Source organism: Amycolatopsis sp. NPDC021455 (assembly GCF_040640995.1).
GTDB lineage: Bacteria > Actinomycetota > Actinomycetes > Mycobacteriales > Pseudonocardiaceae > Amycolatopsis.
Genome location: NZ_JBFACT010000038.1, coordinates 1 through 18,447, shown reverse-complemented (window position 1 = coordinate 18,447; position 18,447 = coordinate 1). Strand labels below are relative to the sequence as shown.

Genomic DNA, 18,447 nt, shown 5'->3' with positions numbered 1-18,447 from the left:
CAACCACAGCCGGGCAATCGACTTCAAGTGAACTCGAAGTCCGGAATGGACGGTCCGGTGATGTCAGGTCGGCTTGACGCCCCGGCCGTCAAGCCTGGCACGGCTGGTACGGCAGCAGGACGTCCGGCCCGGCGAAGGAGACGGTGCCGTCGACGCCGGATCCGCCCTGGACCGCCAGTGCCGCGGACGCGGTGCAGGCGAGCTGGTTGAGCGCGACACCGGTGATCGGCCGCAGCGGGAACGGCAAGCTGATCGTCGGGGGCCGGCCGGGGGACACGGTGACCGTGACCGGGCCGGTGCGCACCGGGAGCATCGTCCGGTACCCCTCGGCGTGCTCGTCGACGGTCGGTCCGTCCAACAGCATCGTCAACGTCTCCTCGACGGTCACCGTGCGGTTGGCCGGCCGCACCACCGGCGTCAGCCGGCCGTCGACCAGGAAGTAGAGGATCACGCCGGTGCTTTGACCGTCGCTCGCCGGGCTGCGCAGCGTCGGCGCCGGGCCGGCCGACACCACCGGCGTCGGTTTGATCCCGCAGGCACTCACCAGGAGCACCACCGCCAGGACGAGGAGCTTCCTCACGCCACCTCCCGGGGCAGGCGCAACTCGAACCGGGCGCCGGTGCCGGTGTTGGCCGCGACGATGTCGCCGCCGTGCAGCCGCGCGTTCTCCCGCGCGATGGACAGCCCGAGACCGCTGCCCTCGGACCGCGCCCGCGCGGTGTCGGCCTTGGTGAAGCGGTCGAAGACACGCGGCAGCACGTCGTCCGGGATGCCGGGCCCGTGGTCGGTGACGGTGAGCACGACGGCGCCGGCCGCTTCCCGCAGCACCACCTCGACCGGGGGCGCGCCGTGCCGCAGCGCGTTGCCGACCAGGTTCGCCACCACGATGTCGAGCCGCCGCCGGTCGAGCCGGGCGCCGATCCCGGGCGGCAGGTCGATGACCAGGCCGGCACCGGGCTCCCAGCCGCGCGCGGCGAGGCTGTCGGTGATCGCCGCGGCGACGTCCAGCTCTTCCCGCCGCAGCTCCGCCCGCCCGGCGTCGAACCGGGAGATCTCGATCAGGTCCTGCACGAGCCGGGTCAGCCGCCGGGTCTCGGCCGACACCAGCCGCGCCGCGACCGCGGTGTCCGGCGGCAGCTGCTCCGCGTCCTCGTCGAGGACGTCGGTGACGGCGTTCATCGCGGCGAGAGGGGTCCGCAGCTCGTGCGAGACGTCGGCGACGAACCGCCGCGCGTCGGCCTCCATCGCCCGGAGCGTGCCGACGGCGCGTTCCAGCTCCGCGGCGGTGTTGTTGAACGTCGCGACCAGCTGCGCGAGCTCGTCGGACCCCTTCACGCGCAGCCGCACGTCCAGCCGTCCGCGGCCGAGCTGGCTGGCGGCGGTGTTCAGCGCGCGCACCGGCCGCAGCACCTGCCGGGCCGCCAGCAGCGCCACGGCGACCGCGAACGGCAGGGCGAGTGCCGCGGTCTGCCAGGCCCTCGTGGCCAGTTCGTCGATCGCGTCCTGCTGGCCGGTCAGGGACACCGTCGCGTAGACCTCGAGGCCGCTCGGCCGGCCCGCGGCGGTCTGCACCGGGACGCCGACGAAGAACTGCGGGATGCCGTGCACGTCCGCGCGCTGGAACTGGATGTTGGTGCTGGCGGCCACCACGTGGCGCAGCTCGGCGGGGACGGCGTCGAGCGACAGCCCCGACGACGAGTGCAGCTCGTGGTAGACGACGAGGACGTTGCTCGGCTTGAGCGCCGAGGCGAACGCGTCGATCGTGCCCGCGGTCGGCGGTAGCGAGATGGTCGGCAGGTACGCGGAGATCTGGTCGCGCAGCTTCAGCATCGTCTGGTCCTGGATGCCTTCCAGGATGGCCCGGCGCGCGGAGACGTAGCTCGCGCCGGACGCGGCGGTGGCCCCGACGATCATGATCACCGCGAAGGCGGCCACCAGCCGGGGCCGCAGCCCGGCCAGCCACGACCGGATCCGCTGGTTCACGACCGGCCGAACCGGTAGCCGAACCCCCGGACCGTCTGCACGTATTCCGGCTTCGCCGGCACGTCCTCGATCTTGGCGCGCAGCCGCTGCACGCAGGCGTCGACGAGCCGGGAGTCCCCGAGGTAGTCGTGGTCCCACACCGCCGAGAGGATCTGCTGGCGGCTGTACACCTGCCCGGGCGTGCGCGAGAGCTCCAGCAGCAGCTTCAGCTCGGTCGGGGTCAGCGACACCGGCGCGCCGCGCTTGGTCACCTCGAGCGCGGCCCGGTCGATCACGAGGTCGCCGTGCCGTTCCGAGGGCTCCGGCGGCTCACCCGGCCGCTCGCCGGCCGCCCGCCGCAGCACCGCCCGGATCCGCGCGTCCAGGACCCGCGGCTCGACCGGCTTGGCGACGTAGTCGTCCGCGCCCGCTTCGAGCCCGGCGACGACGTCGAAGTCGTCACTGCGCGCGGTGAGCATGATGATCGGGACGGGGCCCGCCGACCGCATCCGGCGGCAGGTCTCGAAGCCGTCCATGCCGGGCAGCATCAGGTCGAGCACGACGATGTCGGGCCGGTGGCGCACGAGCGCCTCGATGCCGAGCTCGCCCGATTCCGCGGTGTGCACCACGTGTCCCTGCCGGCGCAGGGCCAGCTGCAGTCCTTCCCGCACCGCCGCGTCGTCTTCCACAACCAATACCTCGGCCACGGCGCCATTATTCGGAAAAGAGCACTTCGTGGCGACTCGGCCGGATCTTGTAGCAAAACCATGACATCGCGCTGACGGGATCCCGAAATGCACGCTCCAGACTCGGAGACATGGCAGTGATCATCACCGATGTCCGGCCCGCGACCCCGTCGACCGGCCGCCACGCGCTCGCTACCAGGACCGTGTCCCGCACGGCGGTGCTCGCCGCGAGCGCGGCCGGGTTCGCCCTCGCCTTCGTCGCGGCCTACCTGCTGTTCGTCCGCACCCAGGCGGGCCGCGGCGTCGAGAACGGCGTCGTCCGCAGCGCCCAGTCCGCGGGGACGACGGTGGACTGGGCGGCGCCGCTGCGGCAGGCCGACCTGGTGGTGGTGCTCGGCGGCGTCGCGGTGCTGCTCGTGGTGGTTTCCCTGGTACGGCGGCGGTTCGCCCTCGGTGTCACGGCCCTGGTCCTGCTCGCCGCGCCGCTGGTGGTGGCGCAGCTGCTCAAGCTGTACGTCCTGGACCGCCCGGCCACCGACGACCGGCTCGGCGTCGCGAGCCACAACAGCTTTCCGAGCGGGCACGTCAGCGCGGCGATGGCCGTGCTGGTGGCGCTCGCGATCGTCCTGCCCCGCCGGTTCCGCAGGGCGACCTTCGTGGTGGGCGGGTTCGGCGTCGCGTGGGTTTCGGCCGCGGCCGTGGCGCTGGGCTGGCACCGGTTGAGCGACACCGTCGGCGGCTGCCTGCTGGTCGCCGCGGTCACCTGCGCCGGGGCGGCGGTGGTGTCCGCCCGCCGCCCCGACGGTGACCGGGTGCCGCCGGTGCCGGTCCTGGCCGGTTTGCTGGCGCCGCCGGCCCTGGTGCTCGCCGGGTACGCGGTCCTCGGCACGGCGACGTCCGGCGACGCCCAGTTCGTCGCCGCGATGGTGCTGGCCGCGATGTCGGGGATGGCGGTGGTGCTGCTGGTCGCCGCGCCGCTGCGGCGGGTCGCGTTCGATCCGGCCGAGGCGCGGGTCCGCCGTCTCCGACGCCGCTGACCGCGGCCGCGCGGTCCGGAACCTCGCATGTGGCGTGTCTGGCGCGGGTCCGCGTACCGCCATGGCGGGTTCGCGTACCTGGACGGTCGGCTTGCGTGCCCGGAGGGTCGGTTCGTGTGCTCGGAGGCCGGAACTGGCGTGACTGGACCCGGATCTCGCGTGATCGGAGGCGGATGTCGCGTGATCGGGCGGGCATCTCGCGTGATCGGGCGGGCATCTCGCGTGATCGGGCGGGCATCTCGCGTGATTGGCGGGGCATCGCGTGTGATTGGCGGGGCATCACGGGGTGAGGGGCCAGTTTCGGGGGATTGGACCGCGACAGCTGGGCCCGCGGGCGCCTAGCGTCGGCCGGGTGCATCCGAAGCTTGCCGAAGACCTGACCTCCCTGGCCGATCTCCTCGACGTCACCGGCAAAGTCGCGAGTGAGGCGCTCGCCGGGCTGGCCGGGCGGGCGGCGGCCGTCCCGCCCGTCGCCGTCGCCCCGAAGCCCCTGCCCGCCGAAGGCGCCGGGGCGCGGGGTGCGCTGGAGGAGTTCTCGCAGCGCTGGGAACCCGGCTTCGCGGCCAGCGCGGGCCCCCGCTACCTCGGTTTCGTGACCGGCGGGGCCACGCCGGCGGCGCTGGCCGGGGACTGGCTCACCGCCGCCTACGACCAGAACCCGGCCAGTGGGATGGACTCTTCCGCGCAGGACCTGGAACGCGAGACCGTCGGCTGGCTGGCCGAGTTGTTCGGGCTGGGCCCGGAGTTCTCCGGCGCGTTCGTCACCGGAGCCACGATGTCGACGGTGACCGGCCTGGCCATCGCCCGTGAATGGCTCGGCGAGCGGGCCGGCGTGAACGTCTCCGAGGAAGGCGCCGCCGCGCTCGGGCCCGTCACGGTGCTGTCCGGTTCGCCGCACTCCAGCGTCCTGAAGGCCTTGTCGTTCCTCGGGATGGGCCGGTCCGCGCTGCTGAAGGTGCCGGTGCTCCCCGGCCGTGAAGCGGTCGATGTCGCGAAACTCGCCGAAGTGCTCGAGGCGCTCGACGGCCCGGCCGTCGTCGTCGCGAACGCGGGGACCGTCAACACGGTCGACTTCGACGACCTGCGCGCGATCGCCGCGCTCAAGCAGCGGTACGACTTCTGGCTGCACGTCGACGCCGCGTTCGGCGGGTTCGCCGCGCTGGCCCCCGAGCACGCGGCGCTGACCGCGGGCCTCGACCAGGCCGACTCGGTGGTCGTCGACCTGCACAAGTGGCTCAACGTGCCCTACGACTCGGCCGTCCAGTTCACCCGCCGCCGCGACCTGCAGCTGCGCGTGTTCGCCAACAACGCCGCCTACCTCGGCGAAATCGGCGCGAACCCGGACTTCCTGCACCTCACGCCGGAAAACTCCCGGCGGCTGCGGGCCCTGCCGGCCTGGTTCTCGCTCATGGCGTACGGCCGCGCCGGGCACCGCGAGATCGTCGAGCGCTGTGTCGCGCTGGCCCGCGACCTCGGCGCGCGGATCGACGGCTCGCCGCGCTGGCACCTGCTCGACCCGGTGCGGCTCAACGTCGTCTGCTTCACCCCGGCCGGCGAGGTCACCCAGGACCGGATCGACGCTCTGGTCCAGGCCATCGCCGAGGACGGGACCACGTTCCTGACCCCGACGGTGTACGACGGCCGCCCGGCACTGCGGGCCGCCTTCAGCAACTGGCGCACCACCCCGGCCGACGTCGACCGGGTCTTCGCCGCCCTGGAGCGGGTGGTCACCGGTTAGCTCCGGCCGGATTCCGGGTTGCGGCGCGGCTTGATGCGGACCGCCGGCAGGGCCGGTGCGGGCAGGCGCCGCGGAGTGCCTGAGTAGCCCGTGACGCTGCCGAACTGGTCGGACTCCGCCTGCCAGGCTTCGCGGAACTCCGCGATCTCCTCGTGCGTGCGGCCGACGAAGTTCCACCACATCAGGATTTCTTCGTCGAACGGGGTGCCGCCGAGCAGGAGGAACCGGGCCGGCTCCGTGCCGCGGTTGCTGAGCGTCAAGGAGCGAACCCCGGTGCCGAGGTAGCCGAGCTCCGCCGCGCGGACCCGGGTGCCGGCCACGACGACGTCGCCGGTGTCCACGAGGACGCCGTGCTCGAACCCGGGGTCCACGCCGAGGGACATGTGCGCGTCCGGGCCGAGGACGACCTCCGCGCCCAGCAGCGGGGTGAACGTCGGGATCGGGGACGTGCGCCCGGCCAGCGACCCGAGGAACACCCGGATCTCCGCGCCTTCGATCCGGTTCACCGACGGGACGTAGTGGTCGAAGGCCCGGGCCGCGTGCCGGTGCCGCTCGGGCAGCGCCACCCAGAGCTGGACGCCGTGCAGCGTCTTCGTTGCCGCGGTCGAGACTTCCGAATGGCAGATGCCGTGCCCGCCGGTCATCAGGTTCAGCTCGCCGGGCCGGACCATCGCGTCCGTGCCCAGGCTGTCGCGGTGCTCGATTTCGCCGGCGAACAGCCAGCTCACCGTTTGCAGCCCGGTGTGGGGGTGCGGCGCGACGTCCATCGCGCCGGGGCCGGTGACCTCGTCCGGGCCGTAGTGGTCGGCGAAGCACCAGGCGCCGATGAGCGAACGCGACCGCTGGGGGAGTGTCCGCCGGACCCGCATCGCCCGCGGGCCGCCCAGCGGCACCTCACGCGGGGTGAGGACCTCGACGGCCGGACGCTCGGGATCGGCGGCCGACGGCCGGTCGCCGCAGGCGAGCTCGGCGGGGGCGGCCTCGGTGTTGCTCATGCCCGCCACGGTAGTCGCGGTTCGTGTCGGGGTGGGGGGTGGCCGGGGTCCGCGGGGCCGGTTCGCTCGTTGTTGGTGGGCGCGGGCCCCGCTCGGTGGGTGGGCTCGGCCCGGCCCGGCCCGGCCCGGACCGGAACCGGACCGGACCGGTGAGGATCGCGGGACGGTTGGCCGGTGGTGATGGGTTGTGGCCGGGGGCGCCTGGTCGGATGGCCGGGCCGGTTCGCCGGTGGTGGGTGGTTCGGCCGAGCCGGCCCGGCCGGTGGGATCACGGGGCGGTTGGCTGGTGGTTTTGGCACGGCCGGCCGAGACAGCGAGGGTGGGTTCGCCATTGGCGAGGTGGTTGCGGCCGGGGTGGCGGGACCGAGCGGCCGATTCCCGGCCGTGGGTCGTCTTGCGGTGCCCGGCCGGGCAGGGCCGGTGTGCGGGCGCCGCGTGGTCGTTTCTTTGTGGAGTTGTCAAACTTCGCGCCGGTCGCCCCGCTCAGGCGGCCGACTGGTTGTCCATTGTCACGATGGCCCGGCCCGCGGCCGTCAGGACCGCCGGGACCTGCTCGCCCGGGCGGCCGGGGTGGGCCGGGCGGATCAGGCCCAGGTGGGCCAGCCCGTGGGCGGCGAACTGGTCGCCGCACGACAGGCCGTCGATGAACAGGTCCGGTTCGCTGCTGCAGGACACCCGGCCCCGGCCCGCGCCCACCGCTCGCAACATCGCCCGCATCCGGTGGTTGACCACCAGGTGCGCCGCCGCCGGTGAGCCGGTTTTCTCGTTCCCGTTCATCTCGGTCCCTCCCGCTCGTGGTTCGGCCTCGTCCACCCCTGCGTCGAACCAGGGGGCGGGATTTCGACAACAGGTCCGGCCGGAGCGGCCCCCTCATCGTCACCGGGGGCCGTCGAGCACGGGTCGAGTTCCCGTCAACGGGCGTTCGGCCGCCGGCCGCGAACGGATGGGGCAGCCGGGAAACTAGAACGGTGGCTCCTCGCCCGCGCCGACGCCCGCCGGTACCGGCGCGGCTCCCCACCCGGTGCCGTCCGGGGTGTTCGGTCCGCTGCCGCCGCGGCTGACCTTGGTGACCGTCGCGGTCGCGTACCGCAGCGACGGGCCGATCTCGTCCACCTGCAGCTCGACGACGGTGCGCCGCTCGCCCTCCTTGGTTTCGAACGACCGCTGCACCAGCCTGCCGGTGACCAGGACCCTGGCTCCGCGCGTGAGGCTCTCCGCCGCGTTTTCCGCGGCCTGGCGCCACAGGCTGCAGCGCAGGAACAGGGCCTCGCCGTCCTTCCACTCGCCGGACTGCCGGTCCAGCGTCCGCGGCGTCGAGGCGACCGTGAAGCTCGCGACCGCCACGCCGGCCGGCGTGAAGCGCAGTTCGGGGTCGCTCGTCAGGTTGCCGACCACGGTGACCGTCGTTTCGCCTGCCATCGGTCTTCTCCTTCTCCTCCGGGTGCGGGGTGCACCGCTCTCGCCGTCGAGGAGAGCACGGGGGACCGACAATTCCGGGCGGGGCGACGAGATGCCGACACCCGGCCGGGCTGGTTTCCTGCCGCCATGCCGACGGCGTTTCAGAAGGAACTGGTCACGCTCTCCCACCGGCTGGCGGACCTGTGCGCGCTCGTCGCGATCGCCCTCGAAGAGGCCACGCGCTCGGTGCTGGAAAGTGACGACACGCTGGGCGGACGTGTGCGCGAGCAGGTCGCGGCGGCGGCCGCGCTCGGGGCCGCGTGCGAGGACCAGGCGTGTGCGCTGCTGGCCTTGCACGCGCCGCGGGAGGCGGAGGTGAAGGCGGTGGTCGCCGCCGTGCACACCGCCGCGGATCTCACTCGGATGGGTGGTCTTGCGCGGGAGGTCGCGGACGCGCGAGGGCCCGTGCCGCCGGACGCCCGGCCCGCGCTCGCCCGGCTCGGCGCGCACGCGGTGGCCGCCGCCCGGGCCCTGGGGGAGTTGCTCGCCGGCGGGGACGGTGCCGGGATCGGCGACGCGGTGGTGCTCGCCGGTGCGGCCGAACGGGAGCTGCGCGAGTGGGTGGACGGACGGGATCGGCCGCGTGGGGCCGGTGCCGCGGTCGATCTCGCGTTGCTCGCGGCGGTCTACGTGCGGTTTGCCGCGGTGGCGGTGGGGGTTGGTCGGCGGGTTGCCGGGTTCGCGGTGGTGGGGGCTTAGCGGTTCGGCCGTGGTCGGCCTCGCGGTGCTCGCGGCGATTCGTGTCGGGTTCGCTGCGGGCTGACCGGCGGGCTGCTGGGGTCGTGGCATGGCGGCTCGGGCGGGGGCACGCCGGGGTGAGAGGGGCGCGGGGCGTGGTCGACCTCGCGCTGCTCGCGGCGGTCTACGTGCGGGTTTGCCGCGGTGGCGGTGGGGGTCGGTCGGCGGGCGGCTGGGTTCGCGGTGGTGGGGGCTTAGCGGTTCGGCCGTGGTCGGCCTCGCGCTGCTCGCGGCGGTCTACGTGCGGGTTTGCCGCGGTGGCGGTCGGGGTCGGTCGGCGGGCTGCCGGGTTCGCGGCGGTGGGAGCTTAGCGGTTCGGCCGTGGTCGGCCTCGCGCTGCTCGCGGCGGTCTACGTGCGGTTCGCCGCGGTGGCCGTGCGGATCGCCCAACGGACCGCCAGGCTCGCACCGGCGGGTTCCCGGCCGCGGGAAGCCGCGGCCGGGCGAGTTCGCTACTGGCCCTGCTGAGGGGGACGGCCCGGCTGCGGGAACCCCTGCTGCTGCGCCGGGTACTGCTGCTGCCCCGAAGGGTGCTGGACGCCCTGCTGCGGAAGTCCCTGCGGGTACCCCGGCGCCGGCTGGGGCTGGGCCTGGGCCTGCTCCTCCTGCGCCTGCAGGCGGACGGCGTCTTCCTTCGGGATCCGGTTCTCGATCCCGCAGAACGTGCACTGTGCCGTGTACTTGACGCTGATCGGGAACAGCGGGATGAAGAACAGGGTGAACTTCGTGACCGCCTTGCGGACAGCGTGCGACGCGGGATTGCCGCAGCGGCCGCACAGGAAGGTCGTCATCGCCAGTACGTAGATCCGCGTACGCCAGCCCCAGATCAGCATCGGTCTTCTCTCTTTCCGTCTTCGGTCGCCGCGCAGCCTCGCACACCGGTACGCGGCCGCGTGGCGGTTTGCGCGAACTGGGGCGATAGATTGGGATCATGCCGAGCGACTTCGCCCTGAAGACCATGAACGCCGTCCACCGCGGCCTGATCAAGCTCACCGGTGGGAAGGTGGGGTGGCAGGTCGCCATGCCCGTCCTCGAGCTCACCACCGTCGGCCGCAAGAGCGGGCAGCCGCGGTCGGTGCTGCTGACCTCGCCGCACCAGGAGGGCGACACCTGGGTCGTCGTCGCCTCGCGTGGTGGCGATGACACGCACCCCGCGTGGTTCCTCAACCTGCGCGACAACCCCGACGTCGAGGTCTCGCTGAAGGGCGGCCCCAAGCAGCCGATGCGCGCCCGGATCGCCGACGCCGAAGAGCGCGCGCGGCTGTGGCCGAAGATCACCGCCGACTTCAAGAACTACGCGCAGTACCAGACGAAGACCGAGCGGGAGATCCCGCTCGTCTTCCTCGAACCGCGCTAGCTCCGGGCGTTCAGGTATTCCGGGTCGGGGGCGGGGATCGGCTGGTCGGGGACCCCGGCCAGCAGTTGGCTCATCGCGTGGAAGTACGGCGGCGCGGCGACCGTGCCGCCGAACGCGCCGTGGCCGCAGTCGCCCAGATGCACCGGCGTGCCTGGGCAGATCTCCCGCGGGTGCGGCCCGTCGGCGAACACCATCGACGACACCGCGTAGCCGTCGACACCGCCGACGAACGCCACCGACTCGCTCAGCTGGGTCGTGCCCGTCTTGCCGATGTCGGGGCGGGTCCAGCCGGCGGCGCGGGCCGCCTGGGCGGACGTGCCGCTCGTGGTGTCCTTGCTCAGGCCCGCTTCGAGGGTGTTCGCCACGCCCGTGGGGATGACCTGCTCGCAGCCCTGCTGCCGCACCGGCACCGCGTTCCCGTTCCGGTCGGTCACCGACAGGATCGGGTTCGGCGGGCACCAGACGCCGCCGCTCATCAGCGTCGCCGAGACGTTCGCCATCTCCAGCGGGCTGACCGGGCTGTTGCCGAGGGTGAACGACAGCAGATCCTCGAAGTACTGCGACTGCGGCTCGCTGTACTGCGGGTTGGCCGACTTCGGGTCCGGCGTGCGGCCGGCGTCGTTGGTCGCCAGCGTGTTCCGCAGGCCCAGCTTGTACGCCATGTCGAGCACGGCGGGCATCCCCACCTGCGACTCGAGCCCGACGAACGCGACGTTCGGTGACGTCGCCAGCCCGTCTTCGAGGGTGATCGGGTCCGCGTAGTGGCCGTCGTTGTGGACGGTGTAGCAGGACGAATGCGCGTCGGGCACCGGGAAGCACTGGCTGTCCGGATTGGGCAGTGGCGTGTCCAGGCCCGCCTTGCCGGTGACGAGCGCCGCCGCGGACGTGAAGATCTTGAACGACGAACCCGACCCGAACTTGTTGCTCGCGTCGGCGACGATGTCGGTCGACGTCTCGCCCTGGCCCGGGTCCGTGCCGTAGTTCCGGTTGGCGACCATGGCGAGCACCTGGTGGCCGTTCCGGCCCGGCTGGACCACGGCGAAGGTGTTGGCCACGCCGTCCTGGGTGGTCGGCACGTTCGCGTCGACGGCGTCCTTCGTCACCTGCGACACGCGCGGGTCGAGCGTCGTCTTGATCGTGTACCCGCCGGTGGCCAGCTGGTCGGCGGTGAACCCGGCGTGCTCGAGGTAGCTTTCGGCGTAGGCGCAGAAGAAACCGGCGTCCGGCGCCGCGCCCAGGCATGATCCGGACGGCGTGACGGGTCCGTTCGGCAGCAGCCCGAGCGGGGCGGCCTTCGCCGTCGCCGCGTAGGAGGCGGGGATCGAGCCGTTCGTGACCATGTCGTCGATGACGAGGTTGCGGCGCTGCAGCGCCTTGTCCGGGTGGGTGTACGGGTTGTAGACGCTCGGGTTGTTCACCATTCCGGCGAGCAGCGCCGCCTGCGGAACGGTCAGTTTGTCCGCTGTCGTCCCGAAGTACGCTTTTGCCGCGGCACCCACCCCGTACACGGTTCCGCTGAATTCCACGACGTTCAGGTAATCGGCCAGAATGTCGTCCTTGCTCTTGGTCGCGTTGAGCTGGACGGCCATTTTCGCCTCCCGCAGCTTGCGGGCGAGCGAGTCCTCGCGGTCGGCCTGCTGGGCCGCCGGGTCGTTCCGGTCGACGACGTTGATCAGGTAGTTCTTGACGTCCTGCTGGGTGATCGTCGACGCGCCCTGCAGCGCGCCGCCGGTGCTGTCGTTCACCGCCGCGCGGAGCATTCCCTGCACGTCGACGCCGCCTTCGGTGTAGAACCGGCGGTCCTCGACCGCGATGATCGCGGCCTTCATCGTCGTCGCGATCCCGGCCGCGGTGACCGGCAGGCGGTACTGCGCGTAGAGCGTCGCGATCGGGGTGCCGTCGCGGTCGGTCACCGTCGTCACCAGAGGCGGATCGGCGGCCGCGAGCTGGGCCGAAATGGCGTCCACCGAATCGCTGACCTGATTCGACAGCAGGCCCGCCCCGAGGGCGGCGGGCGCCATCGTCCCGGCCACCAGAATTCCAGCGAGCACACACAACCCGACAAATCCGACCACACCCCGGCGACGATTCACGAATCCGAGATTAGGCATCGGGCGATAAAGCTTCCGTTCGGTGAGACATGTGCCTCACCGGGCCAACCTGCCGAGCAGTGCCGAGGCGACCGAAATGGCCACCGCGGTCGCCACGGCCAGCACGGCGAAGTCGGCCCCCAGGTGGGCGGGCGTGCCGATCAGCAGGCCCCGCAGCGCGTCGACCTGGTAGCTCAGCGGGTTGACGTGGCTGAGCACCTTCAGCCACGACGGCATCAGGTCCACCGGGTACAGCGCGTTCGAGCCGAAGAACAGCGGCATCGTGATCGCCTGGCCGATGCCCATCAGCCGTTCCCGCGACAGCACGATCCCGGCGATCACGATGGACAGGCAGCAGAAGAACGCCGAGCCGAGCACGAGGACGGCGGCCATGGCCAGCAGCTTCAGCGGGTTCGCGGTCAGCCCGACGCCCAGGAGCGCGGCCAGGACCAGCACCATCAGCGCCTGGACGAGCGCGCGCACCCCGGCGGCGAACGCCTTCCCCGCGACGAGCGCCGCGCGCGGTGTCGGCGTCACCAGGAGCTTGGCGAGCACGCCCGCGTCGCGCTCCCAGATGATCTGGATGCCGTAGAAGATCGCGATGAACAACGCCGACTGCGCGAGGATGCCCGGGGCGAGGTAGTCCAGGTACGGCGTGGAGCCGGTCGGGATCGCGCGCAGCCGGGTGAAGGTCTCCCCGAAGATGAGCAGCCACAGCGCGGGCTGGATCGCCCGGGTGAGCAGCTCGGTCTGGTCGCGGCGGAGTTTCTGCAGCTCCACCAGGCACATCGCGCCGACGCGGGCGGCGAGCACGCGCAGCCGGCGCAACGGGCCCGGGTCAGCCGAGACGGCGGGCGGTACGGCGAGTGGCACGGACACCGCGGATCCCTCCTTCTTCGTGGTCGAGGCGGTTCCCGGTCACCGCCCGGAACACGTCGTCCAAAGTGGACTCCGGGCCGAGGCCGGCCTCCAGCTCGGCCGGGGTGCCCAGCGCGCGGATCCGGCCGGTGTGCATCAGCGCGACGCGGTCGCAGTACTGCTCGGCTTCGTCCATGTAGTGCGTGGTGACGAGCACGGTCATGCCGGTCGCCGCGCGGATCGAGCCGATGCGGTCCCACACCGACGACCGGGCGACCGGGTCGAGCCCGATCGTCGGCTCGTCGAGGATGAGCAGCCGCGGCGAACTGACCAGGGCCTGGGCCAGCTCGAGCCGGCGGATCATGCCGCCGGAGTACGTCTTGGCGGTGCGGTCGGCGTCGCCGGCCAGCCCGACCAGCTCGAGCGAGAGCCGCACCTGTCCGGCCCGCTCGCGGCGGGGCACGTCGAAGAGCCGGGCGAACAGCGCGACGTTTTCGCGGCCGGTCAGCGCGGCGTCGGCGGACAGCTGCTGGGGGACGTAGCCGATCAGCCGCCGCACGGCCATCCGGCGGCGCGCGACGTCGACCCCGAAGACGGCGATCTTCTCCGGTGCCGTCGGCAGCAGCGTGGTGATCATCCGGAGGGTGGTCGTCTTGCCGGCGCCGTTCGGGCCGAGCAGGCCGAACACCTCGCCCGGGTGGATTTCGAGGTCGACACCGTCCACCGCGCGGGTCGTGCCGAACGAGTGGCTCAGGCCGGTGCAGCGCACCGCCGCGGGTTCGGTCATGGCTGCTCCTTCAGGATGCCCATGAGCTTTTCCAGGGCCGGCAAGGCCTGCTCGATGGCCGCTGTGTCCTCTTCGGACAGTCCGGCGAGCGCGTCGGCGACGAGCCCGGTCCGGGCGCGCCGCCACGCCGCCATCCGGTCGGCGGCCGCGGCGGTGATCTCCAGCCGGGCCGCGCGGCGGTCGGCGGGGTCGGCCTCGCGGCTCAGCAGCCCGGCGTCGGCGAGCTGGTTCACCAGCGTGCTGACCGAGTTGTTCGCCAGGTGCAGTTCGCGTGCGGCCGCGGCGACGCCGATGCCGGGCTGGTCGGCCACGACCCGCAGGAGCTCGACCTGGGCGCCCGGCAGCGGGAAGCCCGGCACGTCGGCCCGCACCCGGCGGCGCACCACCCGGCGGATTCCCTGGACGGCGCTCAGGAGCCGTTCGGCGAGTTCGGTCATGCCTCCCAAGGTAGCTCTGACCCAGATCTATTAGCAACGCTAAATGTCTGGTTGATGTGGAAAGGCCGGATCAGGCGGCTGGGGACGCCGGGGCGGCGTTTCGAGGACCGGGAGAACTTCGGCGAGGTCGCGATCGCCCCGTGTGAAACGAGCGGGATACCGCTGATCGGTGGAACTGTTTCACCGACGACCGTTCGGCGGCGGGCCGGTGCCGTTCGCCGCGCGGACGCCGGCGTTCCGGCGCGGAACCGGGCGAAGGGGCGCATGCTGTCCTTTCCGGCCCCGCGTCCCCGCGCCTGACGTCCACTGTGGACATTGCCAGTGCGCCCGGTCCGGCGGTCTTCTCACCCGAGGATAGGAACCTTCGTGACCCTGCTGGACAGCAAGCTCGTCCGCTGCTGGACGTCCCGCCCGCACCTGCAGTCCCTCTACACCCTCGCCGCGGCCGCCCCGCGGGTGCGCGCCGCCCTCGGCCTCGCGCCCACCGGTGGCGGCACGGTCGGCTTCAAAGTGGACGGGGACGCGCTGGCCCGCACCGAGGCGGAGCTGATCGCCGCGACCTCGGCACGGCTGCCCGTGCACCCGCTGGTGACGCAGGACCTCCACGGCCACTCGACGGTCCGGTGCTGGCGCCGCAACCGCGACCTGCGCGTGCTGACCGGCGACCTGGTCGACGTCGCGGACCGGCTGAACCGGGCGGGCTACGGCGGCTGCCTGCGGTCGGCGACCGTCGAGTTCGCCGAGCAGACCGGGCGGCGGCAGGGGAAGCTCGCGCTGGTGTACCTGTTCGACCGCGGCACGTTCCACGCCGCGGCGCCGGGGAGCCGGCCCCTGGACCGGGCGCTGGAGCTGCGCGCCCGGGCGGCGCTGCACGGCGCGCTGCCGCTCGAACCCGTCGCCCACCGGCGGTTCGTGCTCTGAGGACGGTCCTGAAAATCTTCCGATTGGCGCGGCACGGGCGTTCTGCGAAGATGCTGCTCTCGTCCGATCGAAGGAGATGGCCGTGGCTTCTCGCCTCAATCCCTACCTGAGCTTCCGCGACGACGCTCGGCAGGCCATGGAGTTCTACAAGAGCGTGTTCGGTGGCACGCTGAGGGTGAACACGTTCGGGGAATTCGGTTCACCCGAAGGGGCGGACGCGGACAAGATCATGCACGCCCAGCTGGAGGCCGAGAACGGTTTCACGCTGATGGCGTCGGACACCCCGGCCGGGATGGAACACAATCCGGGCACGAACATCTCGGTGAGCCTCAGCGGGGACGACGCCGACGACCTGCGCGGCTACTGGGACAAGCTCAGCGACGGCGGCACCGTGACGGTCCCGTTCGAAAAGCAGATGTGGGGCGACGAGTTCGGCGCCTGCGTCGACAAGTTCGGCATTCCCTGGATGGTCAACGTCGTCCACGGCTAGCCGCGAGCCGTTGCAGCCGGTGCCCTCGTCGGTGACCATGGAGGGACCGGCGTGGCGTGGCGCCGGGCCGAAGGAGGCCCGATGGCGGGTTTTCCCTGGACGTGCGCGCAGTGCGGCGCGGTCAACGACCCGGGTGCCGGGCGGTGCGGCACCTGCGCGAGCCTGGCGCCGGGCCGGGCCCGCGCGCGGGCCCTGTGGGTCCTGCTGACCCTGATGCTGGTCGCCGGCGCCGCGGTGGGCGGGGTCCTGCTGTTCACCGGGCGCTCGCGGCCTTCGCCGTCGGCGTCGGGGCCCTTCCCGGAGTACACGACGCCCGCGCTGCCGACCACCAAGACGGTGGTCACGACCGCCTCCGCCACCCCGCCGATCACGCCGTCCACCTCGACTTCGGCCACGCCGGCCGGAAAGCCCTGCCCGGGCGACGCCGCGCGGTACCTCCCCGGCGGCGAGGGGACCGCGCTGCTCGTCGCGCAGACCGCGAAGTCCCTCATCACGGTCTGCCGGACGCCCGACGGCCGGATCTTCTACGACGGCCAGGCCCGCGGCCAGGCGGCTTCGGGCGACACCCACATCGTCCTGCCGGCCCAGCCCTCGGGCGACGGCTTCGTCGCGGTGAACGGCGACTACACCTACAAGGTGGGCGGCGGCAGGCTGGTCGTGTCGGCCGGATCCGAGGTGCTCTCGGACGAGGAGCTGACCACCGTCGGCTGAGGGCCGTACATCTCGTCCACCGGCTCGGCGTCGAACCCGAGGTCGGCCCGCATCCGGGCCCGCATGACGCGGTAGCCGCGCTGGCCGGCGTCCCAGGCGGGCCGCAGCCTGGTGTGGTCGTCGCCGGGGTCCAGCAGCATCGCGGCCAGCCGCATCCGGGGCAGCGTGGCGTCGCTGACCAGCCGCCGGACCGCTTCCGGCGCGTGCAGCACGACGGGCCCGAGCGCGTGCTGGGCCTCGCTGCGCACTTCGCGCAGTTCAGCGAGCTGGTGTTCGTCGAGGTCATTGCCCGCTTCGACGACCGCGCGGGCCTGGAACAGCACGCCGTCGAACGCTTCGAGCACACCCATCAGCTGGGCGTAGGCCGCGGCGCGGGTCTCGTGGGTCCGGGCTTCGCGTTCGCGCTGCCACCGGCGTTCTTCGCGAGCGGCTTCTTCGGCCATCCGCCGGGCCTCCCGCCGTCCCGACAGGACCTGGGTCAGGATCACCCCGGCGAGGCCGAGCAGGGCGACGACGATCGGAATCCACACCGGGACCTGGGAACCCACGTGCGCACCCTACCCAGCATGTGGGAGTGGCGGCGGCCACGCGCCCGATGTCGGCATGCTGGAGCCGTGGCTTCACCGCTGGACAACCCGACCTGGGCGTCACTGGCCGGTCCGCACGCGCACTTCGCGGAACGCCGCGGCCGCGTGCTGCGCTACCCCGACGACGTCGCGCCGTTCCTGGCCCTCCCGGACGACCCCGGCGAGCAGGACTGGCTCGACGTCGCCGAGCTGGCCGGACCGGGCGCGACCGTCGTGATCGCCGCGGCCACCGCGCGGCCGCCGTCCGGCTGGGAGGTGCTCGACGAGATCCCCGGCGTGCAGCTGGTCGACGACGGCGTCGCGGCCACCCCCGACCCGGAAGCCGTCCGGCTGGGGCCCGCGGACGTGCCGGAGATGCTGGACCTCGTCGAACGGACGCAGCCGGGGCCGTTCCGGACCCGGACCGTCGAGCTCGGCACCTACCTGGGCATCCGCCGCGGCGGCGCGCTCGTCGCGATGGCCGGCGAGCGGCTGCACCCGCCGGGGTACACGGAGATCAGCGCGGTCTGCACGGACCCGGCCCACCGCGGGCAGGGGCTCGCGACGCGGCTGGTCCTCGCTGTCGCGGCCGGTATCCGCGAGCGCGGCGAGATCCCGATGATGCACGCGGCGGCGTCGAACACCTCCGCCATCCGCCTCTACCTGTCGCTGGGGTTCGTCCTCCGGTACCGCCCGGACTTCGTGGCGGTCCGCGTGCCGCTCGCGGTCGCGGCCTAGGCACCGGTCGACGACCCGGGCCGGACGATCATCAGTACCGTCACGACCGCCCACAGCAGGTTGAACACGCCGGTCAGCATGGCGAGCCGGCCGAGGGTGTCCGTAGCCGGCTCCTCGGCCAGCAGCCGCTTCTGGCGCGGCAGGACCAGCAGCGCGAGCACCGCGGCCGCGACCGCCGTCAGGCCGATCGACACGAGCAGCCACGGGTCGCCCATGACGTGCATCGTGCCCGCCACGCCGAAGCCGAACACCGGGACCGCGATGGCCGCGTAGGCATACACGCGGCAGATCCGGTGCAGCAGGGTCGCCGCCTTGACGTCGCCCCGGCGGACCGCGGCGGGGAACATGCTGGCCGCGACCGCGACCGGGCCCACGGCGAGGATCGCCGCCAGGACGTGGACCGAGAGGAGGATTTTCGACACGCCCCGACGCTAGCGATCTTCGCGCGCATCGGGGAGTGGCCGGATTGCCAGGAACCGCCGGAATCCGGCCAGCCGGGGAGCGGGTGTCGATTCCGGCCTCCCCGGTTCGACGTGCGGGTGGGAGCGAAAGGGGACCACGATGACCGCCACGACCAGCACGCCGAGCCGGGTCCGCAGCCTGCCGGTCCTGCTTGCCACCGAGGACGACGCCGAAGACATGGGCCTGCTGGCGCCCGACGACCGCCTGACCTGCCACGTGCACGGCCGGTGGATCCACCAGTGCGTCGCTTCGCCCGCCCACGTCAGCCCGGTGACCCGGCACCGCTGGTGCCGCGGCTGCCGGTGCGAGCTGGCCGTCGCCGCAGGCGGATCCCGCTGACCGGCGTGCGCAAGGCCGTCGCCGACAAGCTGACAGCGTCGCGGCGCGAAATTCCCGAGGCCACGGTCTGGGTGGAC

General features: G+C 72.8%; 23 protein-coding genes and 1 pseudogene. 11 read left to right on the top strand and 13 right to left on the bottom strand.

Features of this window, described 5'->3' with window-relative positions; translation table 11 throughout:
- Nucleotides 1-88 precede the first annotated feature (88 nt).
- The 3 genes from AB0G28_RS31820 to AB0G28_RS31810 are packed head-to-tail and all read right to left on the bottom strand — an operon-like array spanning nt 89 to nt 2,669.
- Nucleotides 89-580, bottom strand: a complete 492-nt coding sequence (locus tag AB0G28_RS31820) for a hypothetical protein (protein WP_361097376.1) — start codon at nt 578-580, stop codon at nt 89-91.
- Entirely contained in the window at nt 577-1,983 is a 1,407-nt protein-coding gene (locus AB0G28_RS31815) for a HAMP domain-containing sensor histidine kinase (protein WP_361097373.1), read from the bottom strand. Before AB0G28_RS31815 ends, AB0G28_RS31820 begins: the two co-directional genes overlap by 4 nt.
- Entirely contained in the window at nt 1,980-2,669 is a 690-nt protein-coding gene (locus tag AB0G28_RS31810; protein ID WP_361097370.1) for a response regulator transcription factor, read from the bottom strand. The genes AB0G28_RS31815 and AB0G28_RS31810 overlap by 4 nt, the downstream gene beginning before the upstream one ends.
- A 110-nt stretch (nt 2,670-2,779) precedes the next feature.
- Here AB0G28_RS31810 and AB0G28_RS31805 point away from each other — a divergent pair, with 110 nt between their 5' ends.
- Complete coding sequence (locus AB0G28_RS31805; RefSeq protein WP_361097367.1) at nt 2,780-3,685, top strand: phosphatase PAP2 family protein; 906 nt, start codon at nt 2,780-2,782, stop codon at nt 3,683-3,685.
- Nucleotides 3,686-4,037: 352 nt separating this feature from the next.
- The gene (locus AB0G28_RS31800; RefSeq protein WP_361097364.1) at nt 4,038-5,423 is read left to right on the top strand and encodes a pyridoxal-dependent decarboxylase; all 1,386 of its coding nucleotides are present in this window, start codon (nt 4,038-4,040) and stop codon (nt 5,421-5,423) included.
- Here AB0G28_RS31800 and AB0G28_RS31795 read toward each other — a convergent pair.
- The 3 genes from AB0G28_RS31795 to AB0G28_RS31785 all read right to left on the bottom strand — a co-directional run bounded on the left by AB0G28_RS31795 (nt 5,420) and on the right by AB0G28_RS31785 (nt 7,837).
- Nucleotides 5,420-6,418 (bottom strand): pirin family protein, encoded by a 999-nt coding sequence (locus tag AB0G28_RS31795; RefSeq protein WP_361097361.1) that lies wholly within the window; start codon nt 6,416-6,418, stop codon nt 5,420-5,422. The genes AB0G28_RS31800 and AB0G28_RS31795 overlap by 4 nt on opposite strands.
- A gap of 483 nt (nt 6,419-6,901) precedes the next feature.
- Nucleotides 6,902-7,195: a hypothetical protein gene (locus tag AB0G28_RS31790; protein ID WP_361097358.1), complete on the bottom strand. Its 294-nt coding sequence runs from the start codon at nt 7,193-7,195 to the stop codon at nt 6,902-6,904.
- A 183-nt stretch (nt 7,196-7,378) separates the two neighbouring features.
- A complete protein-coding gene (locus tag AB0G28_RS31785; protein WP_361097355.1) occupies nt 7,379-7,837 on the bottom strand; it encodes a single-stranded DNA-binding protein in 459 nt (152 codons plus the stop codon).
- 126 nt (nt 7,838-7,963) lie between these two features.
- On the opposite strand from AB0G28_RS31785, the gene AB0G28_RS31780 reads away from it, so the two are divergent.
- A complete protein-coding gene (locus AB0G28_RS31780; protein WP_361097352.1) occupies nt 7,964-8,575 on the top strand; it encodes a PhoU domain-containing protein in 612 nt (203 codons plus the stop codon).
- A 360-nt stretch (nt 8,576-8,935) separates the two neighbouring features.
- Entirely contained in the window at nt 8,936-9,082 is a 147-nt protein-coding gene (locus AB0G28_RS31775; protein WP_361097349.1) for a hypothetical protein, read from the top strand.
- On the opposite strand, the gene AB0G28_RS31770 is transcribed toward AB0G28_RS31775, so the two are convergent.
- Nucleotides 9,067-9,447: a zinc-ribbon domain-containing protein gene (locus AB0G28_RS31770; RefSeq protein ID WP_361097346.1), complete on the bottom strand. Its 381-nt coding sequence runs from the start codon at nt 9,445-9,447 to the stop codon at nt 9,067-9,069. The two genes, AB0G28_RS31775 and AB0G28_RS31770, sit on opposite strands and share 16 nt — an antisense overlap.
- Before the next feature lie 98 nt (nt 9,448-9,545).
- Between AB0G28_RS31770 and AB0G28_RS31765 the strand changes: the two genes are divergently transcribed.
- Complete coding sequence (locus AB0G28_RS31765; protein WP_361097341.1) at nt 9,546-9,971, top strand: nitroreductase/quinone reductase family protein; 426 nt, start codon at nt 9,546-9,548, stop codon at nt 9,969-9,971.
- Here the strand turns inward: AB0G28_RS31765 and AB0G28_RS31760 are convergent.
- From AB0G28_RS31760 to AB0G28_RS31745, 4 genes are read right to left on the bottom strand one after another with little or no spacing between them, the layout of a single operon-like run.
- The gene (locus AB0G28_RS31760; protein WP_361097338.1) at nt 9,968-12,082 is read right to left on the bottom strand and encodes a transglycosylase domain-containing protein; all 2,115 of its coding nucleotides are present in this window, start codon (nt 12,080-12,082) and stop codon (nt 9,968-9,970) included. The two genes, AB0G28_RS31765 and AB0G28_RS31760, sit on opposite strands and share 4 nt — an antisense overlap.
- Nucleotides 12,083-12,118: 36 nt before the next feature.
- Nucleotides 12,119-12,940, bottom strand: coding sequence for an ABC transporter permease (locus AB0G28_RS31755; RefSeq protein WP_361097335.1), 822 nt, complete (start codon nt 12,938-12,940; stop codon nt 12,119-12,121).
- Entirely contained in the window at nt 12,900-13,706 is an 807-nt protein-coding gene (locus AB0G28_RS31750) for an ATP-binding cassette domain-containing protein (RefSeq protein ID WP_361097332.1), read from the bottom strand. The genes AB0G28_RS31755 and AB0G28_RS31750 overlap by 41 nt, the downstream gene beginning before the upstream one ends.
- Complete coding sequence (locus AB0G28_RS31745; protein WP_361097328.1) at nt 13,703-14,143, bottom strand: MarR family transcriptional regulator; 441 nt, start codon at nt 14,141-14,143, stop codon at nt 13,703-13,705. The genes AB0G28_RS31750 and AB0G28_RS31745 overlap by 4 nt, the downstream gene beginning before the upstream one ends.
- 366 nt (nt 14,144-14,509) lie before the next feature.
- On the opposite strand from AB0G28_RS31745, the gene AB0G28_RS31740 reads away from it, so the two are divergent.
- From AB0G28_RS31740 to AB0G28_RS31730, 3 genes are all read left to right on the top strand, one after another.
- Entirely contained in the window at nt 14,510-15,064 is a 555-nt protein-coding gene (locus tag AB0G28_RS31740; protein WP_361097325.1) for a hypothetical protein, read from the top strand.
- 82 nt (nt 15,065-15,146) lie between these two features.
- On the top strand, nt 15,147-15,554 hold the full coding sequence (locus AB0G28_RS31735) for a VOC family protein (protein ID WP_361097322.1): 408 nt from the start codon (nt 15,147-15,149) through the stop codon (nt 15,552-15,554).
- An 81-nt stretch (nt 15,555-15,635) separates the two neighbouring features.
- Nucleotides 15,636-16,265, top strand: coding sequence for a hypothetical protein (locus AB0G28_RS31730; RefSeq protein WP_361097319.1), 630 nt, complete (start codon nt 15,636-15,638; stop codon nt 16,263-16,265).
- Here the strand turns inward: AB0G28_RS31730 and AB0G28_RS31725 are convergent.
- Entirely contained in the window at nt 16,184-16,813 is a 630-nt protein-coding gene (locus AB0G28_RS31725; protein ID WP_361097316.1) for a hypothetical protein, read from the bottom strand. The two genes, AB0G28_RS31730 and AB0G28_RS31725, sit on opposite strands and share 82 nt — an antisense overlap.
- Nucleotides 16,814-16,879: 66 nt before the next feature.
- On the opposite strand from AB0G28_RS31725, the gene AB0G28_RS31720 reads away from it, so the two are divergent.
- Nucleotides 16,880-17,569 (top strand): GNAT family N-acetyltransferase, encoded by a 690-nt coding sequence (locus AB0G28_RS31720; RefSeq protein ID WP_361097313.1) that lies wholly within the window; start codon nt 16,880-16,882, stop codon nt 17,567-17,569.
- On the opposite strand, the gene AB0G28_RS31715 is transcribed toward AB0G28_RS31720, so the two are convergent.
- Entirely contained in the window at nt 17,566-17,991 is a 426-nt protein-coding gene (locus tag AB0G28_RS31715; RefSeq protein WP_361097310.1) for a hypothetical protein, read from the bottom strand. The genes AB0G28_RS31720 and AB0G28_RS31715 overlap by 4 nt on opposite strands.
- 139 nt (nt 17,992-18,130) lie before the next feature.
- Here AB0G28_RS31715 and AB0G28_RS31710 point away from each other — a divergent pair, with 139 nt between their 5' ends.
- Complete coding sequence (locus tag AB0G28_RS31710; protein ID WP_361097307.1) at nt 18,131-18,370, top strand: hypothetical protein; 240 nt, start codon at nt 18,131-18,133, stop codon at nt 18,368-18,370.
- A pseudogene (locus AB0G28_RS31705) lies at nt 18,355-18,447 on the top strand (2-oxo acid dehydrogenase subunit E2); the annotation flags it as partial. The gene AB0G28_RS31710 and the pseudogene AB0G28_RS31705, both read left to right, overlap by 16 nt.

Coding starts and splice junctions, on each gene's coding strand:
- AB0G28_RS31745 (WP_361097328.1), bottom strand. CDS start 14,143: ATGACCGAACTCGCCGAACGGCTCCTGAGCGCCGTCCAGGGAATCCGC.
- AB0G28_RS31750 (WP_361097332.1), bottom strand. CDS start 13,706: ATGACCGAACCCGCGGCGGTGCGCTGCACCGGCCTGAGCCACTCGTTC.
- AB0G28_RS31765 (WP_361097341.1), top strand. CDS start 9,546: ATGCCGAGCGACTTCGCCCTGAAGACCATGAACGCCGTCCACCGCGGC.
- AB0G28_RS31805 (WP_361097367.1), top strand. CDS start 2,780: ATGGCAGTGATCATCACCGATGTCCGGCCCGCGACCCCGTCGACCGGC.
- AB0G28_RS31780 (WP_361097352.1), top strand. CDS start 7,964: ATGCCGACGGCGTTTCAGAAGGAACTGGTCACGCTCTCCCACCGGCTG.
- AB0G28_RS31785 (WP_361097355.1), bottom strand. CDS start 7,837: ATGGCAGGCGAAACGACGGTCACCGTGGTCGGCAACCTGACGAGCGAC.
- AB0G28_RS31795 (WP_361097361.1), bottom strand. CDS start 6,418: ATGAGCAACACCGAGGCCGCCCCCGCCGAGCTCGCCTGCGGCGACCGG.
- AB0G28_RS31790 (WP_361097358.1), bottom strand. CDS start 7,195: ATGAACGGGAACGAGAAAACCGGCTCACCGGCGGCGGCGCACCTGGTG.
- AB0G28_RS31710 (WP_361097307.1), top strand. CDS start 18,131: ATGACCGCCACGACCAGCACGCCGAGCCGGGTCCGCAGCCTGCCGGTC.
- AB0G28_RS31760 (WP_361097338.1), bottom strand. CDS start 12,082: ATGCCTAATCTCGGATTCGTGAATCGTCGCCGGGGTGTGGTCGGATTT.
- AB0G28_RS31730 (WP_361097319.1), top strand. CDS start 15,636: ATGGCGGGTTTTCCCTGGACGTGCGCGCAGTGCGGCGCGGTCAACGAC.
- AB0G28_RS31770 (WP_361097346.1), bottom strand. CDS start 9,447: ATGCTGATCTGGGGCTGGCGTACGCGGATCTACGTACTGGCGATGACG.